This window comes from Kushneria halocnemicola (genome assembly GCF_965650455.1).
Lineage (GTDB): Bacteria > Pseudomonadota > Gammaproteobacteria > Pseudomonadales > Halomonadaceae > Kushneria.
Window position 1 is genome coordinate 62,530 of sequence record NZ_OZ287968.1, and the last position, 20,525, is coordinate 83,054.

At 62.4% G+C, this 20,525-nt stretch carries 16 protein-coding genes; 15 read left to right on the forward strand and 1 reads right to left on the reverse strand.

Going from position 1 to position 20,525, the window contains the following annotated elements:
* Positions 1 to 140 precede the first annotated feature (140 nt).
* The 12 genes from pilM to ACS92L_RS00340 all read left to right on the forward strand — a co-directional run bounded on the left by pilM (position 141) and on the right by ACS92L_RS00340 (position 16,033).
* Positions 141 to 1,196, forward strand: a complete 1,056-nt coding sequence (pilM, locus tag ACS92L_RS00285; RefSeq protein ID WP_438766249.1) for a type IV pilus assembly protein PilM — start codon at positions 141 to 143, stop codon at positions 1,194 to 1,196.
* On the forward strand, positions 1,193 to 1,810 hold the full coding sequence (locus ACS92L_RS00290; RefSeq protein ID WP_438766250.1) for a PilN domain-containing protein: 618 nt from the start codon (positions 1,193 to 1,195) through the stop codon (positions 1,808 to 1,810). Before pilM ends, ACS92L_RS00290 begins: the two co-directional genes overlap by 4 nt.
* Positions 1,807 to 2,463: a type 4a pilus biogenesis protein PilO gene (locus tag ACS92L_RS00295; RefSeq protein ID WP_438766252.1), complete on the forward strand. Its 657-nt coding sequence runs from the start codon at positions 1,807 to 1,809 to the stop codon at positions 2,461 to 2,463. The genes ACS92L_RS00290 and ACS92L_RS00295 overlap by 4 nt, the downstream gene beginning before the upstream one ends.
* Positions 2,460 to 2,990: a pilus assembly protein PilP gene (locus ACS92L_RS00300; RefSeq protein ID WP_438766253.1), complete on the forward strand. Its 531-nt coding sequence runs from the start codon at positions 2,460 to 2,462 to the stop codon at positions 2,988 to 2,990. Before ACS92L_RS00295 ends, ACS92L_RS00300 begins: the two co-directional genes overlap by 4 nt.
* The gene (locus tag ACS92L_RS00305) at positions 2,987 to 5,149 is read left to right on the forward strand and encodes a type IV pilus secretin PilQ (protein ID WP_438766254.1); all 2,163 of its coding nucleotides are present in this window, start codon (positions 2,987 to 2,989) and stop codon (positions 5,147 to 5,149) included. The genes ACS92L_RS00300 and ACS92L_RS00305 overlap by 4 nt, the downstream gene beginning before the upstream one ends.
* Positions 5,149 to 5,718: a shikimate kinase AroK gene (aroK, locus tag ACS92L_RS00310; RefSeq protein WP_438766255.1), complete on the forward strand. Its 570-nt coding sequence runs from the start codon at positions 5,149 to 5,151 to the stop codon at positions 5,716 to 5,718. The genes ACS92L_RS00305 and aroK overlap by 1 nt, the downstream gene beginning before the upstream one ends.
* A gap of 66 nt (positions 5,719 to 5,784) precedes the next feature.
* The gene (gene aroB / locus ACS92L_RS00315; protein WP_438766256.1) at positions 5,785 to 6,867 is read left to right on the forward strand and encodes a 3-dehydroquinate synthase; all 1,083 of its coding nucleotides are present in this window, start codon (positions 5,785 to 5,787) and stop codon (positions 6,865 to 6,867) included.
* Positions 6,868 to 7,220: 353 nt separating this feature from the next.
* On the forward strand, positions 7,221 to 8,591 hold the full coding sequence (locus ACS92L_RS00320) for a CitMHS family transporter (RefSeq protein WP_438766257.1): 1,371 nt from the start codon (positions 7,221 to 7,223) through the stop codon (positions 8,589 to 8,591).
* 463 nt (positions 8,592 to 9,054) lie between these two features.
* Positions 9,055 to 13,509: a glutamate synthase large subunit gene (gene gltB / locus ACS92L_RS00325; protein WP_438766258.1), complete on the forward strand. Its 4,455-nt coding sequence runs from the start codon at positions 9,055 to 9,057 to the stop codon at positions 13,507 to 13,509.
* 13 nt (positions 13,510 to 13,522) lie between these two features.
* Positions 13,523 to 14,959 (forward strand): FAD-dependent oxidoreductase, encoded by a 1,437-nt coding sequence (locus tag ACS92L_RS00330; protein WP_438766260.1) that lies wholly within the window; start codon positions 13,523 to 13,525, stop codon positions 14,957 to 14,959.
* Positions 14,960 to 15,119: 160 nt separating this feature from the next.
* Complete coding sequence (locus tag ACS92L_RS00335; RefSeq protein WP_115854732.1) at positions 15,120 to 15,374, forward strand: hypothetical protein; 255 nt, start codon at positions 15,120 to 15,122, stop codon at positions 15,372 to 15,374.
* Between the two features lie 143 nt (positions 15,375 to 15,517).
* Positions 15,518 to 16,033, forward strand: coding sequence for a GNAT family N-acetyltransferase (locus tag ACS92L_RS00340; RefSeq protein ID WP_438766262.1), 516 nt, complete (start codon positions 15,518 to 15,520; stop codon positions 16,031 to 16,033).
* Between the two features lie 47 nt (positions 16,034 to 16,080).
* Here ACS92L_RS00340 and ACS92L_RS00345 read toward each other — a convergent pair whose 3' ends face one another.
* Positions 16,081 to 17,277 carry an NAD(P)/FAD-dependent oxidoreductase gene (locus tag ACS92L_RS00345; RefSeq protein WP_438766263.1) on the reverse strand — a complete coding sequence of 399 codons (1,197 nt, stop codon included), beginning with the start codon at positions 17,275 to 17,277 and terminating at the stop codon, positions 16,081 to 16,083.
* A 436-nt stretch (positions 17,278 to 17,713) separates the two neighbouring features.
* Between ACS92L_RS00345 and ACS92L_RS00350 the strand changes: the two genes are divergently transcribed.
* The 3 genes from ACS92L_RS00350 to ACS92L_RS00360 all read left to right on the forward strand — a co-directional run bounded on the left by ACS92L_RS00350 (position 17,714) and on the right by ACS92L_RS00360 (position 20,473).
* On the forward strand, positions 17,714 to 19,027 hold the full coding sequence (locus tag ACS92L_RS00350; RefSeq protein ID WP_438766264.1) for a solute carrier family 23 protein: 1,314 nt from the start codon (positions 17,714 to 17,716) through the stop codon (positions 19,025 to 19,027).
* Positions 19,028 to 19,168: 141 nt separating this feature from the next.
* On the forward strand, positions 19,169 to 19,885 hold the full coding sequence (locus ACS92L_RS00355; protein ID WP_438766265.1) for a gamma-glutamylcyclotransferase: 717 nt from the start codon (positions 19,169 to 19,171) through the stop codon (positions 19,883 to 19,885).
* 84 nt (positions 19,886 to 19,969) lie between these two features.
* Positions 19,970 to 20,473: a cupin domain-containing protein gene (locus tag ACS92L_RS00360; RefSeq protein ID WP_438766266.1), complete on the forward strand. Its 504-nt coding sequence runs from the start codon at positions 19,970 to 19,972 to the stop codon at positions 20,471 to 20,473.
* Positions 20,474 to 20,525 lie beyond the last annotated feature (52 nt).

Below are 20,525 nucleotides of genomic sequence, written 5' to 3' on the forward strand. Positions count from 1 at the left end.
AATGGGTAGTCGAGCACAGAGTGATCGCTTTTAAAACCGTTTAAAGCGTGTGTAAACCCCGTTATTTGCGACTTCATGGCAGTCTCCAACGCGTTATAAACAATGTCCGCATAAGGCGGGTCATTGGCCGGAGAGCTTGAGTGCTGGGTTTCGGACGTGCGACACAGGGGTTGATCGGCGTGGACATTACCTCGGCCACCGTCAAGCTGCTTGAGCTTGAGCGCTCGGGGGATCATTGGCGCGTGGCCTCCTGGGCCGTGCGCCCGCTGGTGGACCGCGCCGTGGTGGAGCGGCGCATTCGTGATATGGATCAGGTCGTCATGGCGCTGTCTCGTGCCATCGACCATGCCGGGCCGCGCGCGCGCCGGGCCGTGGTGGCCGTGCCCACCGGTGCCGTGATCACCAAGGTGCTGAGCATGCCGGTGTCGTTTGACGACAACGATATCGCCCAGCGCATTGCCATGGAATCGGACAAGCATATCCCGTTTCCGTTCAACGAAGTAACGCTCGACTTTCAGCGTCTGGGGGTCAACGCCCGCTACGACGATCAGCAGGACATCCTGCTGGTGGCCTGTCGCCGCCAGGACATGCAGCTGCTGACCGATGTGCTGGAGCAGGTCGGGCTTGAGCCTGCGGTGGTGGATGTCGAAATGTTCGCCATGGAGCGTGCCACCCGCTACCTGCTCTCCCGAATGATCCATCACCCCGACCGGGGCAGTGCCCTGATCGATATCGGTGCCAGCATGACGGCCTTTCACATCTTTCACCGGGGGCGCATCGTCCACACCCGCGACAACGTCATGGGCGGGCGCCAGCTGACCGACGAAATTCGTCAGCACTATCGTCTGACCTTTGACGAGGCCGGGCGTGCCAAGAAAACCAACGATCTGCCGGACTACCGCCAGCGCATTCTGCATCCGTTCCGGGAGTCGCTGGTACAGCAGATCATGCGCTCGCTGAAGCTTTACTACACCACGGCCGGAGCCTGCGAGATCGATCGGCTGATTCTGGCCGGCGGCTCCAGCGTCATCGAGGGGCTGGCCGAGCGTCTGGCCGAGGAGAGCCGCCTTGAGGTGGTGCCGGCCAATCCGTTTGCCAGCATGCGCATCGCCAGCGGCATCGACAGTGCCCGCCTTGCCCTGGACGCGCCCGCCATGATGACCGCCTGTGGTCTGGCCATGAGGTCACTGACATGAACACGGTAGTGGCAACGCCTGGCGATGTCCGTATCGATATCAACCTGCTGCCCTGGCGTGAGCAGGCCCGCGAACGCCGCACCCGGCGGTTTCATCTCTGGCTGGCATTCAGCGTGCTGCTGGGGCTTGGCATCGGATTTTTGTGTCAGTTCTGGCAGCACTACCAGCTCGGTCGTGTCAACGCCGATATCGCCCATATCCAGCAGCGCACGGATGACCTTGAGCACGATATTACCCAGGGGCGCGCTCTCGATGAGCAGCGTCATCAGATGCAGGAGCGCATCGAGCTGATTCGCCGGCTGCAGTTCTCCCGGCCCCAGACGGTGGCGCTTTTTCAAGCGCTGACCGATACCCTGGGCGACGGGGTGGTCTACGACCGGATCGAACGTCATGACGGGCAGCTCGATATCAGCGGGCTGGCGAGCACCAACCGTCAGGTCTCCGATCAGATGCGCGCGCTCGCCAGCGCGCCGGTGCTGGGCGAGCCGCTGCTGCTGGATGTGCGCGCCGAAAGCGAGCGCTCAAGCCAGCGTCGTTTCAATCTGCAGGTGCCCGAGCGGGCATTGCGTGATGAACAGGCGACAGGGCCGGCGGCATCGGAGACGTCGCCATGAGATCTGTCGACTGGCGTCTTGAATGGCAGCGCCTGCGCCAGACGCGCCTTTCCGAGCTGAGCTTCGAGGAGGGCGGCAGCTGGCCGTGGCTTTTGCGGGTCATCACCTGCGCTCTGGTCGTGGGGGTTGTGGCGCTGGGCGCGCAATGGTTTCTGGCCTCACCCGTGGCAGATGAGGTGGATGACGCCCGCGCTCAGGTGGAAACCCTGAAGTCGCAGTACGCCACGCGGGCCTTCCAAGCGGCCAACCTGCCGCTGCTGGAACGGCGTATGCAGGAGCTGGACGTACGCATGGGTACGCTTTTAAGCATGCTGCCCACCGACAGTGAGGTGCCGGCGCTGCTTGACGACATCAGCGACGCCGCTCGCGGTCAGCAGCTCGAGATCGATTTCATCCGGCTGGCACCCGCCGAATCACACCCTTTCTACATCACCCAGCCACTAAATATTCAGGTGCGCGGTGATTACCACCGCCTGGCTGCGTTCACTTCGAGGGTGGCGGAGCTGCCGCGCATCGTGACGCTGCACGATTTTACCCTGGCCCCCTCCGAGAGCGAGACGGATGAAGCACTAGTGCTGTCGCTGCAGGCCGAGACCTATCGCTATGAGCCCGAGCAGGCCGGCGAAGCGTCGGCCGGGACGGTGACGCCATGAGAGCCCCCTGCCTGATCATGCTGGCGCTGTGCCTGGGGCTGTGGGGCTGCGGGGAAGACAGAGCGGCGCAGCTGGATGCCGAGCTCGAGACGCTGCGAAATCGTCCGGTGGGGCATCTGGACGCGCTGCCCGAGCAGCCGGTATATCAGCCGCTGCGCTATGACGCGCACGCGCGGCGCAGCCCCTTTGCGGCGGCTCCGGGCATGGCGGCCGCGACGCCTGCCGAAACACCACCACCGAGCAGCGTCAGACCGGACCCGGAGCGCGCGCGCGAGCCGCTGGAAAATTACGCCCTGAGCGCCCTGCGACTGGTCGGCACCCTGAGCGTGGACGGTCGCACCATCGCGCTGATTCGCACGCCGGACGGGCGGGTCGTGCGCCTTCAGCATCGCCAGCATATCGGTGAGAACAATGGACGGGTCACGCGCATTGGCAGTGACCATATCGAGATTACGGAGCTTTCGCCGGATGGCAGCGGCGGTTTCAGTGAAGTCAGCCGCACGCTGACGCTGGGAGCAACCTCATGACCCACAAGGGTAACGATCTGTACCGCGCAAGCCGCTTGAACGGTCTGCGTCTTTTGACCGAAACGATGGGCCAGCGCCGGGTCTGGCGTCATGTCACGGCGCTTTGGGCGGGTCTTTTGCTGCTTGTGACCGCCTCGCTTTCGAGCGCGGCCTCACTGACCGATATTTCACTGCGCCCGGATCAGGGCCAGGACATCGTTCGGCTGACCTTCGACGGCGCCGTTGATGTGCCGCAATCCACCATGCTGAGTGCGCCGCAGCGGCTGGTGCTGGATTTCGACGGCGTCGGCAGTCGTCTTGCGGGCTCGCGCGTGCCGCTTTCCGGGGTGAGTGTCAGTGGTGCTGAGGCGCGCGTGTCGGGGGATCAGCTGCGCGTTATCGTCGCCATGGCGCGTCCGGTCGGCTGGCAGCTCTCTGCGCTGGGCAACGTGCTGGAGGTCAGACTCGGCGAGGGCGGGCAGGGCCGCGGCGCAGGCCAGGGCGGCGATCTTCTGCAGCGCATTGCCGCCGTTCAGGCAAGTGGTGCGGTCAGTCGGGGCTACGACAGCCGCGCCGCGGCCAGCGACGCCCGTGCCCGGATCGAGGATATCGATTATCGCGCCCTGGGGCAGGGCGCCGGGGAACTGGTCGTGACGCTGGACCGGCAGGGCATCTCGCCGCAGCTGGATGTGCAGGGCGATCAGGCGCGCGTGCGTTTAAGCGGTGTGCGCCTGACGCCGCAGTGGCAGCGCATCGTGGATGTCAGCGACTTTGCCACACCTGTATCGCGGGTGACGCCGTCACAGTCCGGTGAGGATGTGGTGCTCACGCTTGCCATGGCGCCGGGGGCGGTGGCGATGGCTACCCAGCGCGGTCGCGAGGCGGTTATCCGGGTTTCACCCAATGATTCGGCCGCGGCCGGTCGTCAGCAGTCGCAGTTTCCCTTTGATGGCAAGCGCATCTCGCTGAATTTCGAAGATATTGACGTGCGCACGGTGCTGTCGATTCTGGCCGACGAGGTCGGGCTCAATCTGGTGGTCAGCGACACCGTCAGCGGCAACGTGACAATCAATCTGCGCCAGGTGCCGTGGGATCAGGCGCTGGATCTGATTTTGCAGACCCGGGGGCTGGCCAGTCGCCGCAGCGGTGATGTGTTGCTGGTGGCCCCCGGGGAAGAGCTGGCCGGCATGGCGCAGCGCGTCGCCCAGGCCGATCAGAGCCTGTCTGCCAACGAGGCACTGACCACCGACTATCTACAGATGCGCTACGCCAAGGCGATCAATATGGCCGCCCTTTTGCGCGGTGAGCAGGGCCTGGGGCTCTTGTCCGAGCGCGGGCACGTGTCGGTGGATGAGCGTACCAACACGCTTTTGGTGCAGGATACCCGCGAGCGCATCGAGGCGATCCGGCGCACCATTGACCATCTGGACGTGCCGGTGCGTCAGGTCCAGATCGAGGCGCGCATCGTGATTGCGCGTGACCGGGTGGTCAATCAGCTGGGCGTGCGCTGGGGGCTGTCGCGTCCGGGCACGCCGTCCAGCGGCATCAATCTGGCCGGCGCCTCCAGCGGCATTGCCACCAACGGCGGACTGAGCGTGGATCTGGGCAACGCTGTGGCGCCGACCACCGGTTTCAGCTTTGGCTATCTCTCTGGCGATGTGCTGCTGGACCTGGAGCTCAATGCGCTGGAATCCGAAGGCAAGAGCCAGACGATCTCTCAGCCCAAGGTGATCACGGCCAACCAGCATCCGGCGTTGATCAAGCAGGGTCAGGAAATTCCGTATCAGCAGGGCGGTGACAACACTCTGACCGGCACCACCGTCCAGTTCAAGGAGGCCGTGCTGTCGCTCGAGGTCACGCCGCAGATCACGCCGGACAATCGCATCATCATGGATCTGATCGTCAATAACGACGACGTCTCCAGCAGCCAGTACAACGGTGTACCGGCCATCGATACCAATCAAATTCAGACCCAGGTACTGGTCAACGATGGTGAAACGGTCGTACTTGGCGGTATCCTCTCTACCGAGCAGGTCAATAATCTGTACAAGACCCCGTTTCTGGGGGACCTGCCGGGCCTTGGTCGACTGTTTCGCTATACCGAACAGTCCAATGAAAAGGTAGAATTGCTGGTGTTCATTACGCCAAGGATCCTTGAGGACACCCTGACGGTGCGCTAATGCAGGCTTTACCCAATCTGTTTCTGGTCGGTCCGATGGGGACCGGCAAAAGTACCATCGGCCGCACGCTGGCGGCCGAGCTGCATCGTGATTTTTTCGATAGCGACCACGTTATCGAGCATCGCTGTGGCTGCAATATTCCCTGGATATTCGATGTCGAGGGCGAGGCCGGGTTTCGCATTCGCGAAGCCCAGGTCATCGATGAAATTACTCGCTATCAGGGCATCGTGATGGCCACCGGCGGTGGCGCGGTCATGCATCCCACCAACCGGCGCCTGTTGCGCGAGCGGGGCGTGGTCATTTATCTCTCCACTACCGTTGAGCAGCAGCTGCGGCGCACGGCGCGCGATCGTAATCGCCCGCTTTTACAGTGCGCCGACCCGGAGCAGCGCCTGCGCGAGCTTCTGGAGCTGCGTGACCCGCTCTATCGCGATACCGCCACCCTGATTGTCAGCACCGACCGGCGCAGCCCGCGCTCGGTGGTCGCCGAGATCCGGCGGCGTACCCGACGCTATGCGACCAGTACCTCGCGCGGCTGTCACTCCGATGTGCCGGGCTACTCGCTTTAGCCGATGCCTGTCGGCGCCGGCACGAGGCGCCGCCATCCATTCCTTACTGATCAACGGATGTCGCAGATGCAGACCCTCACGGTGGAATTGCCGGATCGTCACTACCCCATTCATGTCGGCCCGGGTCTTCTGGATGACGCCTCGCTTTTGACGCCGCATCTTGCCGGTCGCCAGGTCATGATCGTGACCAACGAGACGGTGGCGCCGCTGTATCTCGAGCGATTGAAGGCAGCACTGGCCGGCTATGATGTCCACGAGGTGGTCCTGCCCGACGGTGAGGCGACCAAAAATCTCGAGCACGTCGAGCGCATCTGGGACGCCCTGCTGGCGGCCGGCTTTAATCGACGGGCGACTCTGATCGCGCTGGGCGGCGGTGTGACCGGCGACATGACCGGTTTTGCGGCGGCCAGCTATCAGCGCGGCATCGCCTTTATCCAGGTGCCGACCACGCTGCTGGCACAGGTGGACTCCTCGGTAGGTGGCAAGACCGGCGTTAATCATCCCCGCGGCAAGAACATGATCGGTGCCTTCCATCAGCCGCGCGCGGTAATCGTGGATACCGATACGCTGAACACGCTGCCGGCGCGTGAGCTCACCGCCGGGCTTGCCGAGGTGATCAAGTACGGCCTGATTCGCGATGAGCCCTTCATGACCTGGCTTGAAGACAACATGTCAGGCCTTCGCTCGCTGGAGGCGCCGCTTCTGACCGAGGCGATTTTAAAAAGCTGCGCGGTCAAGGCCGAGATCGTGGTGGAAGATGAGACCGAGCAGGGCGTGCGCGCCCATCTCAACCTGGGCCACACCTTTGGCCATGCCATCGAAACCGCCATGGGTTACGGCAACTGGCTGCACGGTGAGGCGGTCGGTGCTGGCATGATGATGGCAACGTCTCTGTCGCAGCGTCTTGGCTGGCTGGATGAGGCGGCCGTCGATCGGGTGGCATCTCTGCTTGATGCGGCGGGCCTGCCGCGTCATGCGCCGGGCGCTGTCAGCGCCGAGCGGTTTCTGGAGCTGATGCATCTGGACAAGAAGGTCACCGATGCGCGCCTGCGGCTGGTGCTTTTAAAGGCGCTGGGTGAGGCCTGCATTACCGATGAGGTCAACGAGGCAACAGTCCATGAGCTTCTGGAGAACTGGGAAAGGCGCTAGCTGAATGCGTCTTTTCTGATGCAGGGCATTTCCCTGTCACGGTGGCCGATGCGATGACGCATCGGCCATTTTTTGGCCTCAACTTTAGTAGTATTGCTACATCGATCGAGGCTTTCATTTCTGACAGGTTCGAAGCCTGAAAACCGCCGTGAATAACAATGGTTATCATCGGCTCGATGGCGTCTGAGACCAAGGTCTTATTGTATCGTTACCCCCGTGCTTAAAAACCCTTTCCTTTCAGTTGTGTAAGCTTTGCCTTGCCGGTATCCGGCCCTCTACTCTCGCTCGATTGTGCTCCAGCCGGTCGAGTGCCGGCAGCTTCCCATCAGGACAACAACCGCGGGAGAGGAAAGGTGCTGACCCTCATAGGCCTTGCCATCATCATTACCATCGTGACCCTTTTGCTGTTTGAAAAGGTCATCCCGATCATCGCGCTCAGCGCCATTCCCTTTGTTGGGGCGTTGCTGGCCGGCTTTGGCATCGGTGATATCTCGGAGTTCTTTCAGCAGGGCGTGAACAAGGTGGCAGGCGTCGCCTTCATGTTCATGTTCGCCATCCTGTTTTTCTCCATCATGAAGGAGCGCGGGCTCTTTGATCCGCTGATCACCGCCATGGTGAAGCTCACACGCGGCAACGTGGTAGCCGTGGCCGTCATGACGGCGCTGGTGGCCGCCTGTGTGCACCTGGATGGCGCCGGTGCCGCGACCTTTCTGATCGTTTTGCCGGCGCTGATTCCACTGTATCGCCGGCTGGGCATGAGCCCCTATCTGATGCTGACCCTGATGGCGACCAGTATGGGCATTTTGAACATGGTGCCCTGGGGCGGGCCGATCGGGCGGGCCGCGGCCGTGACCGATATCTCTCCCGACGAGCTCTGGCACGGGCTGATCCCGGTACAGCTGATCGGGGTGGCACTGGCCGTGCTCGGGGCGCTTCTGCTGGGGCTGCGCGAAAAGCGTCGTATCAATGCCGCCGGTGGGGTCGAGGCGGCGGTCGCGCTCAACTATCCGCCGGGCAGCAGCACGGATATTGCCTCCCGGGGGACGGCCGCGACTCAGGAGACTTCCCACGACGGCGACAGCAGTGACAATACTGCGCCGGGTCGTGCGGGTATGCCGCGCTTTTACTGGATTAACGCGGCGCTGACACTGATTACGGTCGTGTCGCTGGCGCTGGGTCTGATGGCCCCGGCCTATATCTTCATGCTGTCTCTGTCGGTGGCGCTTTTGCTCAACTATCCAAGCCTTGCGGCGCAGTCGCGCGTGATCACCCAGTACGCGCCGCAGGCCTTCAACATGGGCGCGATCATTGCCGCCGCCGGCGCCTTTCTGGGTATCCTCAACGGCACCGGCATGCTGGAATCCATTGCCCTAGACGTGACGCGCCTGCTGCCCGGCCAGGCGGTGGGCATGCTGCACATCATTGTCGGCTCGATCGGGGTGCCGCTGGAGCTTTTGACCAGCACCGATGCCTACTACTTCGCGCTTTTACCGGTCATTCAGCAGATCACGGCCAGTGCCGGCGTGGACCCGATCTCGGTGGCGCACGCCATGTCGATCGGCAGCATCGTGGGCACCTTCATCAGTCCGTTTTCACCGGCGTTGTGGCTGGCCCTCGGGCTGGCCGGTCTCGAGATGGGGCGCTATATCCGCTACGCCTTTCTCTATCTGTGGGGCTTCAGCCTGATCATGATGGTCGTCGGCTATCTCTTCGGTCTGTACTGAGTCCGCCCGTCAAACGCCTTGAATACTATCGATGCCAGGCCCGGAGACGACTTCCGGGCCTTTTTGTCATCGCCACCGATCGGGCCTGTCGAAAGCCATGAACCAAAAAAGGCATGGGTCATGCACAAACGGCATGGGGTGGCACGCACTTTTATAGGGCGGTAAATGCCCTCAGGCGCCATCGGGGTGCAGACCTAACGTCTTGAGAAGACTGTCTTTTTTGGCAGAAGTGTGTCGTAACCCTTCGAAATTGAGTCGTTTTTTCAAAATCGCGAGGGTGGCAGGGGGTTTGCCTCGCAGGCCGTCTATCGTATGCTCGAAGCAGCTCTTTTCCCACCTCGGGCGCTCAAGAGGCGCTGTCTGAAACAAGAACAACCGGGCAGAGTATCCTTCTTTTAGACCCATTACAACCGTGTCAATTTCTTGATGCTTCGCTTTCTAGCGTTTACGGAGAGGCATGTTCATGACAAGAGGTCTTCATCGGCCCGACGAGTTCCGTGACAACTGCGGTTTCGGCCTGATCGCCCACATGGAAGGGCAGTCAAGCCATGACCTGCTTGCCACTGCCATCGAATCCCTGACCTGCATGACCCACCGTGGCGGCATCAACGCCGACGGCAAGACCGGCGATGGCTGCGGCTTGCTGCTGGGGATGCCCACGGGCTTCATGCGCGACATTGCCCGCGAGTCCCTGCAGGCAGAACTGGGGGATAACTTCGCCGTGGGCGTGGTGTTCTTCCCCGACGACGACGAGCGTGAAATGAAGGCGCGAGGCGTTGTCGAGGAAGAACTCGCCGCCCGTGGCCTGTCGTTTCACGGCTGGCGCGACGTGCCCGTGGACGACAGCGTCTGCGGGCCGCTGGCGCAGTCGTGCCAGCCGCGCATTCGACAGATGTTCGTCTCCCCGGCCGAAGGCCGTGACAGCGATCTCGACTTCAACGTCGATCTGTACATGGCGCGCCGCTTTGCCGAGCAAAAGCTCAAGGGCGAAGAGGAGTTCTACGTCTGCTCGCTCTCCTCGAAAGTGGTCTCCTACAAGGGGCTGATGATGCCGGCGGATCTGCCGACGTTTTATCAGGACCTGGGCGATGAGCGCCTGGAGACCTCGATCTGCGTTTTCCACCAGCGCTTTTCGACCAATACCGCGCCGCGCTGGCCGCTGGCCCAGCCGTTTCGTTTTCTGGCCCACAACGGCGAAATCAACACCATCGAGGCCAACCGCAGCTGGGCCAATTCGCGCAAGGAAAACTTTGCGACCGAGCGGCTCAAGGAGATTGAAGGGCTCGAGGAGATCGTCAACACCACCGGGTCCGACTCCTCGAGCATGGACAACATGCTCGAGCTTTTGCTGACCGGCGGTATGGAGCTCTACCGCGCCGTGCGTCTGATGGTGCCGCCGGCGTGGCAGAACGTCGAGACCATGGACAGCGAGCTGCGCTCGTTTTACGAATACAACTCCATGCACATGGAAGCCTGGGACGGCCCGGCCGGCATCGTTTTGACCGATGGCCGCCACGCCGTGTGCATGCTGGATCGCAACGGTCTGCGCCCGGCGCGCTGGGTGATCACCGACAACGGCTATATCACGCTGGCCTCGGAGATCGGTGTGTGGAACTACCCCACCGGGACGGTCGTGGCCAAGGGCCGCGTTGGACCGGGGCAGATCCTGTCGGTGGATACCCACACCGGTGAGGTCCTTCACACCGCCGATGTCGATGACCGCCTCAAGCGTGCCTACCCGTACAAGCGCTGGCTCAAGGAAAACGCCCACTATCTGGAATCGGCGCTGACCGAGCTGGCAGAATTTCAGCCGGTAGACGACAAGCAGCTGCTGGCGATGGAGAAGATGTTCCTTGTGACCAACGAGGAGCGCGATCAGGTGCTGCGGCCGCTGGCCGAAACCGGTCAGGAAGCGGTCGGCTCGATGGGCGATGATACCCCCATGGCCGTACTGTCGCGTCAGCCGCGGCTTCTGAGCGACTTTTTCCGCCAGAAGTTCGCCCAGGTCACCAACCCGCCGATCGACCCGCTGCGTGAAGCGATCGTCATGTCGCTGGAGACCTGTCTGGGCGCCGAGCGCAGCGTGTTCGAGGCCACGCCCGATCACGCCCACCGCCTGATTCTGACCACGCCGGTGCTGTCCCCGCGCAAGTTCACCGCGCTGACCGAGCATGACGACCCGGCCTTTGCCAGCTGTCGCCTGCCGATGATGTATGACGGCGAGGCGATGAGCCTGAAAGAGGGCATCCTGCATTTGCGCCAGCAGGCCGAAGAGAAGGCGCGGGCGGGCTGTGTGGTGCTGGTGCTTTCCGACAGCGGTCTGGAACAGGGCCAGTTGCCGATTCATCCGGCACTGGCCGTGGGCGCGGTGCATCAGCATCTGGGTCGACTGGCGCTGCGCCCGCGCATCAATATCGTGGTCGAGACCGGTTTTGCCCGCGACGCCCATCAGATGGCGGTGCTTTTCGGCGTGGGGGCCACAGCGGTCTATCCGTGGCTGGCCTATCAGACCATGGCGGACATGTACCGCAGCGGCGAGCTGACCGGCAATCCGGCAGATGGGCGCGAAAACTATCGTCGCGGTCTGCAAAAGGGGCTTTTCAAGATCCTGTCCAAGATGGGCATCTCGCACATCGCCTCCTACCGCGGCTCGCAGCAGTTCGAGGCGGTGGGGCTGTCCTCCGAGATCATGGATCTATGCTTTCACGGCATGGCCTCGCGCATCGAGGGCACCGGCTTTGCCGAGCTGCAGCTGCAGCAGGAGCTGCTGGCCCGGGATGCCTGGACGGCGCGCAAGCCGATTCGTCAGGGTGGCATCTACCGCTACGTGCACGGCCACGAGTATCACGCCTACAACCCGGACGTGGTCAAAAAGCTTCAGGAGGCCGTGCAGGAGAGCAGCTTCGAGAAGTGGAAGGTGTTTGCGCAGCTGGTCAACGAGCGCCCGGTGGCCACCATTCGCGACATGCTCAGGCTCAAGGCCGGTGCCGAGCCGATCGATCTGAGCGAGGTCGAGCCGGTCGAAAACCTGCTGCCGCGTTTTGACAGCGCGGGCATGTCACTGGGCGCACTCTCGCCCGAGGCGCACGAGTCGCTGGCCCAGGCCATGAACGAGGCGGGCGGGCGCTCCAACTCCGGAGAAGGCGGGGAAGACCCGGCGCGCTACGGCACGATTCGCTCCTCCAAGATCAAGCAGATCGCCTCCGGGCGCTTTGGCGTGACGCCGGCCTATCTGGTCAACGCCGAGGTCATGCAGATCAAGGTCGCGCAGGGCGCCAAGCCCGGCGAGGGCGGTCAGCTGCCCGGGGGCAAGGTCAACGCGCTGATTGCCAAGCTGCGCTACGCCGTACCCGGCGTGACGCTGATCTCGCCGCCGCCGCACCACGATATCTACTCCATCGAGGATCTGGCCCAGCTGATCTTTGATTTGAAACAGGTCAATCCGGCCGGTCAGGTCTCGGTCAAGCTGGTCTCCGAGCCCGGCATCGGCACCATCGCCACCGGTGTGGCCAAGGCCTACGCCGATCTGATCACGGTGTCGGGCTATGACGGCGGCACGGCGGCAAGCCCGCTGACCTCGATCAAGCACGCCGGCTCGCCGTGGGAGCTGGGACTGCCCGAGGTCCATCAGGCGCTGCGGATCAACGGCATGCGCGGGCGGATTCGTCTGCAGACTGACGGCGGTCTGAAAACCGGGCTGGACGTGGTCAAGGCAGCGATTCTGGGCGCAGAGAGCTTCGGCTTTGGCACCGCGCCGATGGTCGCGCTGGGGTGCAAGTATCTGCGGATCTGTCACCTCAATAACTGCGCTACCGGTGTCGCTACCCAGCATCAGGGGCTGCGTGACGAGCATTTCCGCGGCACGGTGGACATGGTCAAGAACTACTTCCGCTTCATCGCCGAGGAAGTGCGCGAGCTGATGGCCATGCTGGGCGTGCGTCAGCTCACCGATCTGATCGGGCGGGTGGATCTGCTTGAGAAGATCGAGGGCGAGACCCGGTCGCAGCGCGCACTCGAGTTCGAATCGCTGCTTTACAACGATTTCGTGCCCGATGACGCGCCGCAGTTCTGCCAGGTGGAGCGCAACATGCCCCACGACGGCGGCGAGAAAAACCTCGAGATCATGGATCTGACGCGTGAGGCGCTCGAAGAGAAAAGTGGCGGCGAGTTCCATCTCACGACCACCAACTGCGACCGTTCGATCGGTGCGACGCTGTCCGGCGCCATCGCCAAGCGCTACGGCGAGGCGGGCCTTGAAGACGCTCCGATCACGCTGCGCCTGACCGGCGTGGCCGGCCAGAGCTTCGGCGTGTGGAACGCGCGCGGGCTCAACATGTATCTCGAAGGCGATGCCAACGACTACGTCGGCAAGGGCATGAACGGCGGCACGCTGATCATCACGCCGCCGAAGGACAGTCGGTTTGAAAGCCGTCACACGGCGATCATCGGCAACACCTGTCTGTATGGTGCCACCGGCGGCACGCTGTATGCCGCGGGCACGGCCGGCGAGCGCTTTGGCGTGCGCAACTCCGGGGCCTTTGCGGTCATCGAAGGCGCCGGCGATCACTGCTGTGAGTACATGACCGGTGGGGTCATCACGGTGCTGGGCAGGACCGGACTCAATTTCGGTGCCGGCATGACCGGTGGCTTTGCCTTCGTACTCGACCTGGATCGCGAATTCGTGGACAGCTACAACCACGAGCTGGTCGAGATCCAGCGCGTCAATACCGAGTACATGGAAGCCTATCGGCGCTACCTGCGTGAAACGCTCGAGGCATATGTCGCTGAAACCGGGTCCGCCTGGGGTCAGGAGATCCTTGAGGACTTCACCGAATTTGTCCGCTATTTCTGGCTGGTGAAGCCCAAGGCCGCAAGCCTTGGAACCCTTCTGGCCGAATCCCGTCGCCGGCCCGAATAAGGAGTGACGTCACATGGCAGAACAGCTCTCCAACGATTTTCAGTTTATCGATGTGGGTCGCCAGGACCCGAAGAAAAAGGAAGCGCACCTGCGCGTGCAGGAGTTCGGCGAGATCTATGAAGAGTATCGCCCGCGCGACGCCGCAAGCCAGGCGCATCGCTGCCTGCACTGCGGCAATCCGTACTGCGAATGGAAGTGCCCGGTCCACAACTACATTCCCAACTGGCTGAAACTGGTCACCGAAGGGAACATTCTGGAGGCCGCGGAGCTTTCACACCGCACCAACTCGCTGCCGGAAGTGTGCGGGCGCGTCTGCCCGCAGGATCGCCTGTGCGAAGGCGACTGCACGCTCAACGATGGCTTTGGCGCAGTCACCATCGGCTCGATCGAGAAATACATCACCGATACGGCCTTTGCGATGGGCTGGCGTCCCGACATGACCGGCGTTGAGTGGACCGACAAGCGCGTGGCCGTCATCGGGGCCGGCCCGGCAGGTCTGGGCTGCGCCGATGTGCTGGTACGCAACGGTGTCAAACCCGTGGTCTATGACCGCTATCCGGAAATCGGCGGGCTTTTGACCTTCGGTATCCCCGAGTTCAAGCTCGAAAAGCACGTCATGCAGCGCCGTCGCAAGGTGTTCGAGGAGATGGGTGTCGAGTTCCGCCTGGGCGTCAATATCGGTACTGACGTTGCCATCACCGATCTTCTGGGCGAGTACGATGCCGTGTTCATGGGCATGGGCACCTACAAGTACATGGAAGGTGGCTTCCCCGGCGAGCAGCTCGATGGCGTCTACAAGGCGCTGGACTATCTGATCGGCAACGTGAATCACAATCTGGGCTTTTCGGACTCGGCCACCGACTTCGTGTCCCTCAAGGGCAAACGGGTTGTGGTGCTTGGCGGCGGCGATACGGCGATGGACTGCAACCGTACCGCGCTGCGTCAGGGGGCTGATGAAGTCACCTGCGTCTATCGGCGCGACGAGGCCAACATGCCCGGCTCGCGGCGCGAGGTGAAAAACGCTCGCGAGGAGGGCGTCGAGTTCCTCTTCAATCGTCAGCCCATTGCCGTCATCGGCGAGAACGGTAAGGTTGAAGGCATCAAGGTCGTGCGCACCCGCATGGGGGACCCGGACGACAACGGCCGTCAGCGCGCCGAGGTGGTCCCGGATTCCGAAGAGGTCATCGAGTGCGAAGCGGTCGTGGTGGCCTTTGGTTTCCAGCCCCATGAGGTGGACTGGTACAGTGACCATCGCGTCGACATCGATGAGCGCGGTCGTGTACTGGCGCCTGAAAAGGGCGACATGGAAATGCGTCGCTTTGCCTATCAGACCGGCAACGAAAAGATCTTTGCCGGGGGCGATATGGTCCGTGGCTCGGACCTGGTCGTAACCGCTGTTTTCGAGGGGCGCCAGGCGGCAGAGGGCATTCTGGATTACCTGGCGGTCTGATCGCGACCGGAGGCAGCAGGGGCGTCGGCCGCTGTGCCGGTGCCCCTTTTTTGTTCTGAAACCGGGCGTGTTGGCGCCCGCCCCGGTGGTATGTGCGCCGCCAAATCTATACAGTGGCGCCCTCGCGACACACTGCAACGAACGGACAAGGGTAAAGAACATGATCAGGCTGGAACGCAATATTCTGGATCAGGCCAATAACCATATGCGTGAACTGGAAGATCATGTCATGGGCAACAACGACGGTGATCAGAACAAGGCGCTGGACACCAGCAGCCAGCTCAAGGCACTGCTGGCACTGGCCGAGATTCGCGACAGCGGCATGTCCGATGAGTGCGCCGGCATGCTCGAGGAAATCGAGCGCCGCTCGAAGCTTGTAATTTCAAAGCTCGAAGACAGCCGCCTGAGCCTCTAAACGTCTCGTCGGGCCGTAAAAACGGGCGTCCTGTGATCAGGGCGCCCGTTTTTTTAATGGCCATGGTGGAGACTCAGGGATGCCGTCGATCAGGGCAGGGGTTACTCTCTTGCCGACAATACTGAATCGCGCAGGGAAAAGGCATGGCCGTCATTGCCACAGAGTGTGGATTGGCGCAGGCATCACGGGTTGCGGCCATCGGACGTGAAACCTATCGCCAGACGTTTGAGAGCCATCATGACGCCGATGTCATGACACAATATCTTGATCGCGCGTTCGACATCAGCGTCGTGACAAAGGAGATCGGCCACCCGCAGTCAGGGTTCTGGCTGCTCGAGGTGGACGGTCACGTCGCCGGCTATCTCAAGATGAACCATGGGCTGGCACAGACTGAAGCGCAGGAAGACGGCGGCATCGAAATCGAGCGAATCTATCTTCTCAAGGCATTTCAGGGCCAGGGGCATGGCCGGGTGCTCTTTGACAAGGCGATGGCAGTTGCCCGGGCTTACAGCAGCCGCTTTGTCTGGCTGGGCGTGTGGGAACACAACGATCGCGCCGTTGCATTTTATAAGGCCATGGGATTTGAAATTACAGGTACCCACGACTTTCGAATGGGAGACGTCGTGGATACCGACTACATCATGCGCCTGATGCTTTAACGAACACGAGCGCCTGTCGGCCGACAGGCGCTTATGGATGCGGCGGCTCAGGCGATTTCGATGCGCCCGATCAGCGTCTCTTCGCTCTGCTCAGCGGTATCGGCCAGCACCCGGCGAGCGTCTTCAAGCTTTTCCGGATCCATGTTGAGCTGCAAAACGCCCTTCACTTGTTTGTTGTCCAGGTAATACACCACGCCCTGCTGCTGCGGGGTGGCCCAGTCTTCGATGGTCTCAAGCGAACTGTCGAGCGTGCCGACGGCCTTGTAGGCCATGTCGAACACGGTGGAGTAGAAATACGGCGTGTGGTCGTAGGTTTCACCGCTTCCGGCCATGATACGGCCCACGCTCATGCCGGACTGGTTGGCATGATCGACATGCTCGATGCGACGGCGGCCCAGAATCCGGTCCGGATAGCAGGCGACGTCGCCGGCGGCGAAGATGGCCTCGTCAGCGGTCTGCAGCCGCTCATTGACGACCACGCCTTCATTCACTTCAAGGCCGGCATTTTCGGCAATCTCGACGTTGGGCGTCACGCCCAGCCCGAACACTACGGCATCGGCTTCCAGCGTGCTGCCATCATCCAGTGACAGGGTCACACTGTCACCGCTGACTCTGCCGGTCTCGACGCTGCGACCGCCCAGCAGCCTGACGCCCTGGTCCAGATAGGCCTGATGAAAGCAGCTGGCCAGCGACTGCGGGAACATTTTGCTGCCCAGCACCTCTTCGGGATAGACCAGCGTCACCTGCGTGTCGTTTTGCACCAGCGCGGCGGCAATTTCGGTGCCGATATAGCTGCCGCCGACGACCACGATATGGCGCTGCCCGCCTGAAAGCTCATACAGGCGGTCGTAATCGCGCACGGTGCGAAAATAGAGCACGCGATCGCCCGCCGGCAGGTCATCAAGCGTTACAACCGTGCCGCCGGTGGCCAGCAACAGCCTGCCATAGCCGTGCACTTCTCCCGAGGCCGTGGTCACGGTCTTTTCGTCACGGTTGATGCTTTCCACGCGGGTGTCGGTGTAGAGCGTGGTGTGCTCGTCCTGCTCTGGCGACATCCAGATCTTGTCATAAGTGAACTCGGGGTCGGTCCAGAGCTTCTTGGAAAGGGCGGGGCGCGTGACGGGGCCGTTGGGCTCGGCGCCCAGAATGGCAATGCTGCCCCGGTCGTCGTGCTCGCGGATACCGTTGACGGCGTTGGCGGCCACCATGCCGCCTCCGATGATCAGATAATCATGGCGTTGCATATCGACTCCCTGTCGTGAAATGCGTTGAGTGCAGTGCCGGCCTCCAGCCGGCAAACCTGATAGCTCAAGCGTAGTTCAGGACGGGTGGGTCTGTCGGGCATAACCCCCTCGATATCAGGAAGGCCGGATGGGCATCTGCGCCCGCTCTATCGTTGCCTCTGAGGCCGGCCATGGCCGACGGGAGTGCTGATGCCATAACGGGCTGTATTTTTATACCGTTGTTTTTCAGTGTGGCGGATATCGTGAAGCACTTGCTTCGCCATGGCGCCCCTGTCAGCCTGGCGGGTCGTGTCGACCGGTCAGTCGCCCGGCAGTGTCGTTCGCCAGGATGGCCGGTGCCTGGTCCTGTCTCGGGCCGCAGGGGAGCATCCCGACGCCCGGGGCGGTAGAATGCGCGCCGGATGGCATTTGATGACACGGCTGGAGTAGACAAGAGATGGCACAATCCTGGTTTCCACGCTGGCACCTGGCTGACGCCAGCAAGGGTGGGCTGGTCGCGCCCGATGAGCGCCTCAGCGCCGGCCAGACGCTGGTCATGGGTATTCAGCATGCGGTGGCGATGTTCGGCTCGACCGTGCTGGCGCCGCTTTTGATGGGCTTTGATCCCAATCTGGCCATTTTGATGTCCGGTATCGGTACGTTGCTGTTTTTTCTGATCGTGGGCGGGCGCGTGCCGAGCTATCTGGGCTCGAGCTTTGCCTTTATCGGCGTGGTGATTGCCGCCACCGGTTACGCCGGTAGCGGCGGCAACCCCAATATCGGCCTGGCGCTGGGCGGCATCATTGCCTGCGGGGCAATCTATGCCCTGGTCGGGCTGATTGTAATGGGGCTGGGTACGCGCTGGATCGAGGTGCTGCTGCCGCCGGTGGTGACCGGGGCGATCGTCATGACCATCGGGCTCAATCTGGCGCCGGTAGCCGTTTCAAGCGTGGCGGATTCCAGCTTTGACAGCATCATGGCGCTGGTCACGGTGCTCTGCGTCGGGCTGGCGGCGGTATTCACCCACGGCATGCTTCAGCGGCTTTTGATTCTGGTCGGGCTGGTGGCGGCCTATATTCTCTACGCCGTGGTCACCAACGGGCTGGGCCTGGGGACGCCGATCGACTTTTCGGTGATCTCGAGCGCCGCCTGGTTCGGGTGGCCAGGCTTCACGGCGCCCACGTTCAGCGCGCATGCGATCGTTTTGATCGCGCCGGTGGCGGTGATCCTGGTGGCCGAGAACCTGGGGCATATCAAGGCGGTCGGGGCCATGACGCAGCGTAATCTGGACCCGTATATCGGTCGCGCCTTTCTGGGCGATGGCCTGGCGACCATGCTCTCCGGGTCGGCCGGCGGTACCGGCGTGACCACCTATGCCGAGAACATCGGTGTGATGGCGGTTACCCGGGTCTACTCGACGCTGATTTTCGTCGCCGCCGCCGGCTTTGCGATTTTGCTGGGCTTTTCGCCGCGCTTCGGGGCCGTCATTCAGACCATTCCCGAGCCGGTGCTGGCCGGTACCTCGATCGTGGTCTTTGGTCTGATCGCCGTGGCCGGTGCGCGCATCTGGATCGAAAACAATGTGGACCTGGGCGATAACGCCAACCTGATCGTGGTTGCGGTCACGCTGGTGCTGGGTGCCGGCAACTTCTCGCTGAACCTTGGTCAGTTCACCCTCGATGGCATCGGCACGGCCACCTTCGGGGCGGTGATCCTGCATGCCATCCTGCGTCGTGGCACATCGCGCAAGGCGCTGGAAGATGGGCACTGACGTCTGCCCTGATCAGACGCGCCCCGATGTGTTCTCCGGCATCCAGCGCGCAAGGCCGGTGTTATCACATGTTGTGCTTTCGTTTTCACGGGCCTGGCGCGTTAGGCTGGATGAGATGACCGACACGAACCGGGGCGCCTTATGAACGAACAGCCTGACGATGAACGACCGCTGGCCATGACGCGCGAAGTGCTCGAGGCCGACCGGTTGCGCGCCCACTATGAAAAGCATCATCCGCAGGAGACACTGGTCTCCAACGAGATTTTTCGCGACTCGATCAATGAGATGCTGGCCCATCGACCGCCCTGTGCCGAGCAGATCGACGGCGTGTATCTGTTTGCCTACGGTTCGCTGGTGTGGAATCCGTGCATCGAGATCGAAGAGCGCCGTCGCGTGCGCCTTGAAGGCTATCATCGTGACTTCTGTTTGAATCTGGAGCACGGACGCGGCACGCCGGAGTGCCCGGGACTGATGCTGGCACTGGTGCCCGGCGGTGACAGTGAAGGCATGGCGCTGCGGGTCAGCGAGCAGCACCTGGCGCATGAACTGTTGCTGGTCTGGCGCCGTGAGATGCTCACCGGCGCCTACATGCCGCGCTGGGTGACGCTGGCCAGTGAGGCGGGCGAGCTGCCGGGCATTGCCTTTATTGCCAACCCCGACCATCCGCGCTACCTGCCGGGGCTTTCCGATGCCGACATCGTTGGCCGGCTGGCCCGGGCCAGCGGCGTGCTGGGCAGTTGCCTTGAGTATCTGGACAACACGGTCGCCGGACTCAAGGATCTGGGCATCGAGGATAACTATCTGGGACGCATTCAGCGCGCCGTGCATGCCCATAATCGTACGCTCCGCTCGCGTTAGGGTGAATATGGGGGATCGCATGCCGATCGATTTCCTGCTGTACTTGCCCGTTATGGCCATTGATACCTGATCCCCGGAGCATGCATGAAAAAGCCCCAGACCCTTTTTTTTCAGGATGATGGCAATATTCCCAACAGCGCCTATCCCACACTTGTCTATCGCGCCATGACCGCAGACAGCGGCCAGACACTGGTAGACATGTTCGAAGCCCTGTTCGAGCAAAACGACTGGCCCGTTCAGTGGCGCGGTGGGGTGTTTGACTACCATCACTTTCACAGCACGGCTCATGAGGTACTGGGGGTCAACGCCGGCGCTGCGACCTTGCGTCTGGGCGGTGAGCGCGGTGAAGACATCGAGGTCAGCGCCGGCGATGTCATCGTGCTGCCGGCCGGTACCGGGCACTGTCGTATCAGTGCCAGCAACGACTTTGCCGTGACGGCCGGCTATCCGCGCGGGCAGTCGGACTGGGACATCTGCCGCAGCGGCGATAATACGCCCGCCGTGAAAGCGCGTATCGCATCGCTGCCGCGTCCGGCGCTTGATCCGGTAGCAGGAGAGGCGGGCGGTGTGGCAAGTGACTGGCGCTGACTATATTGATAGCGCGTCGCCGGTTCGCGGCGTGTTTGTTCATTCCAGGAGG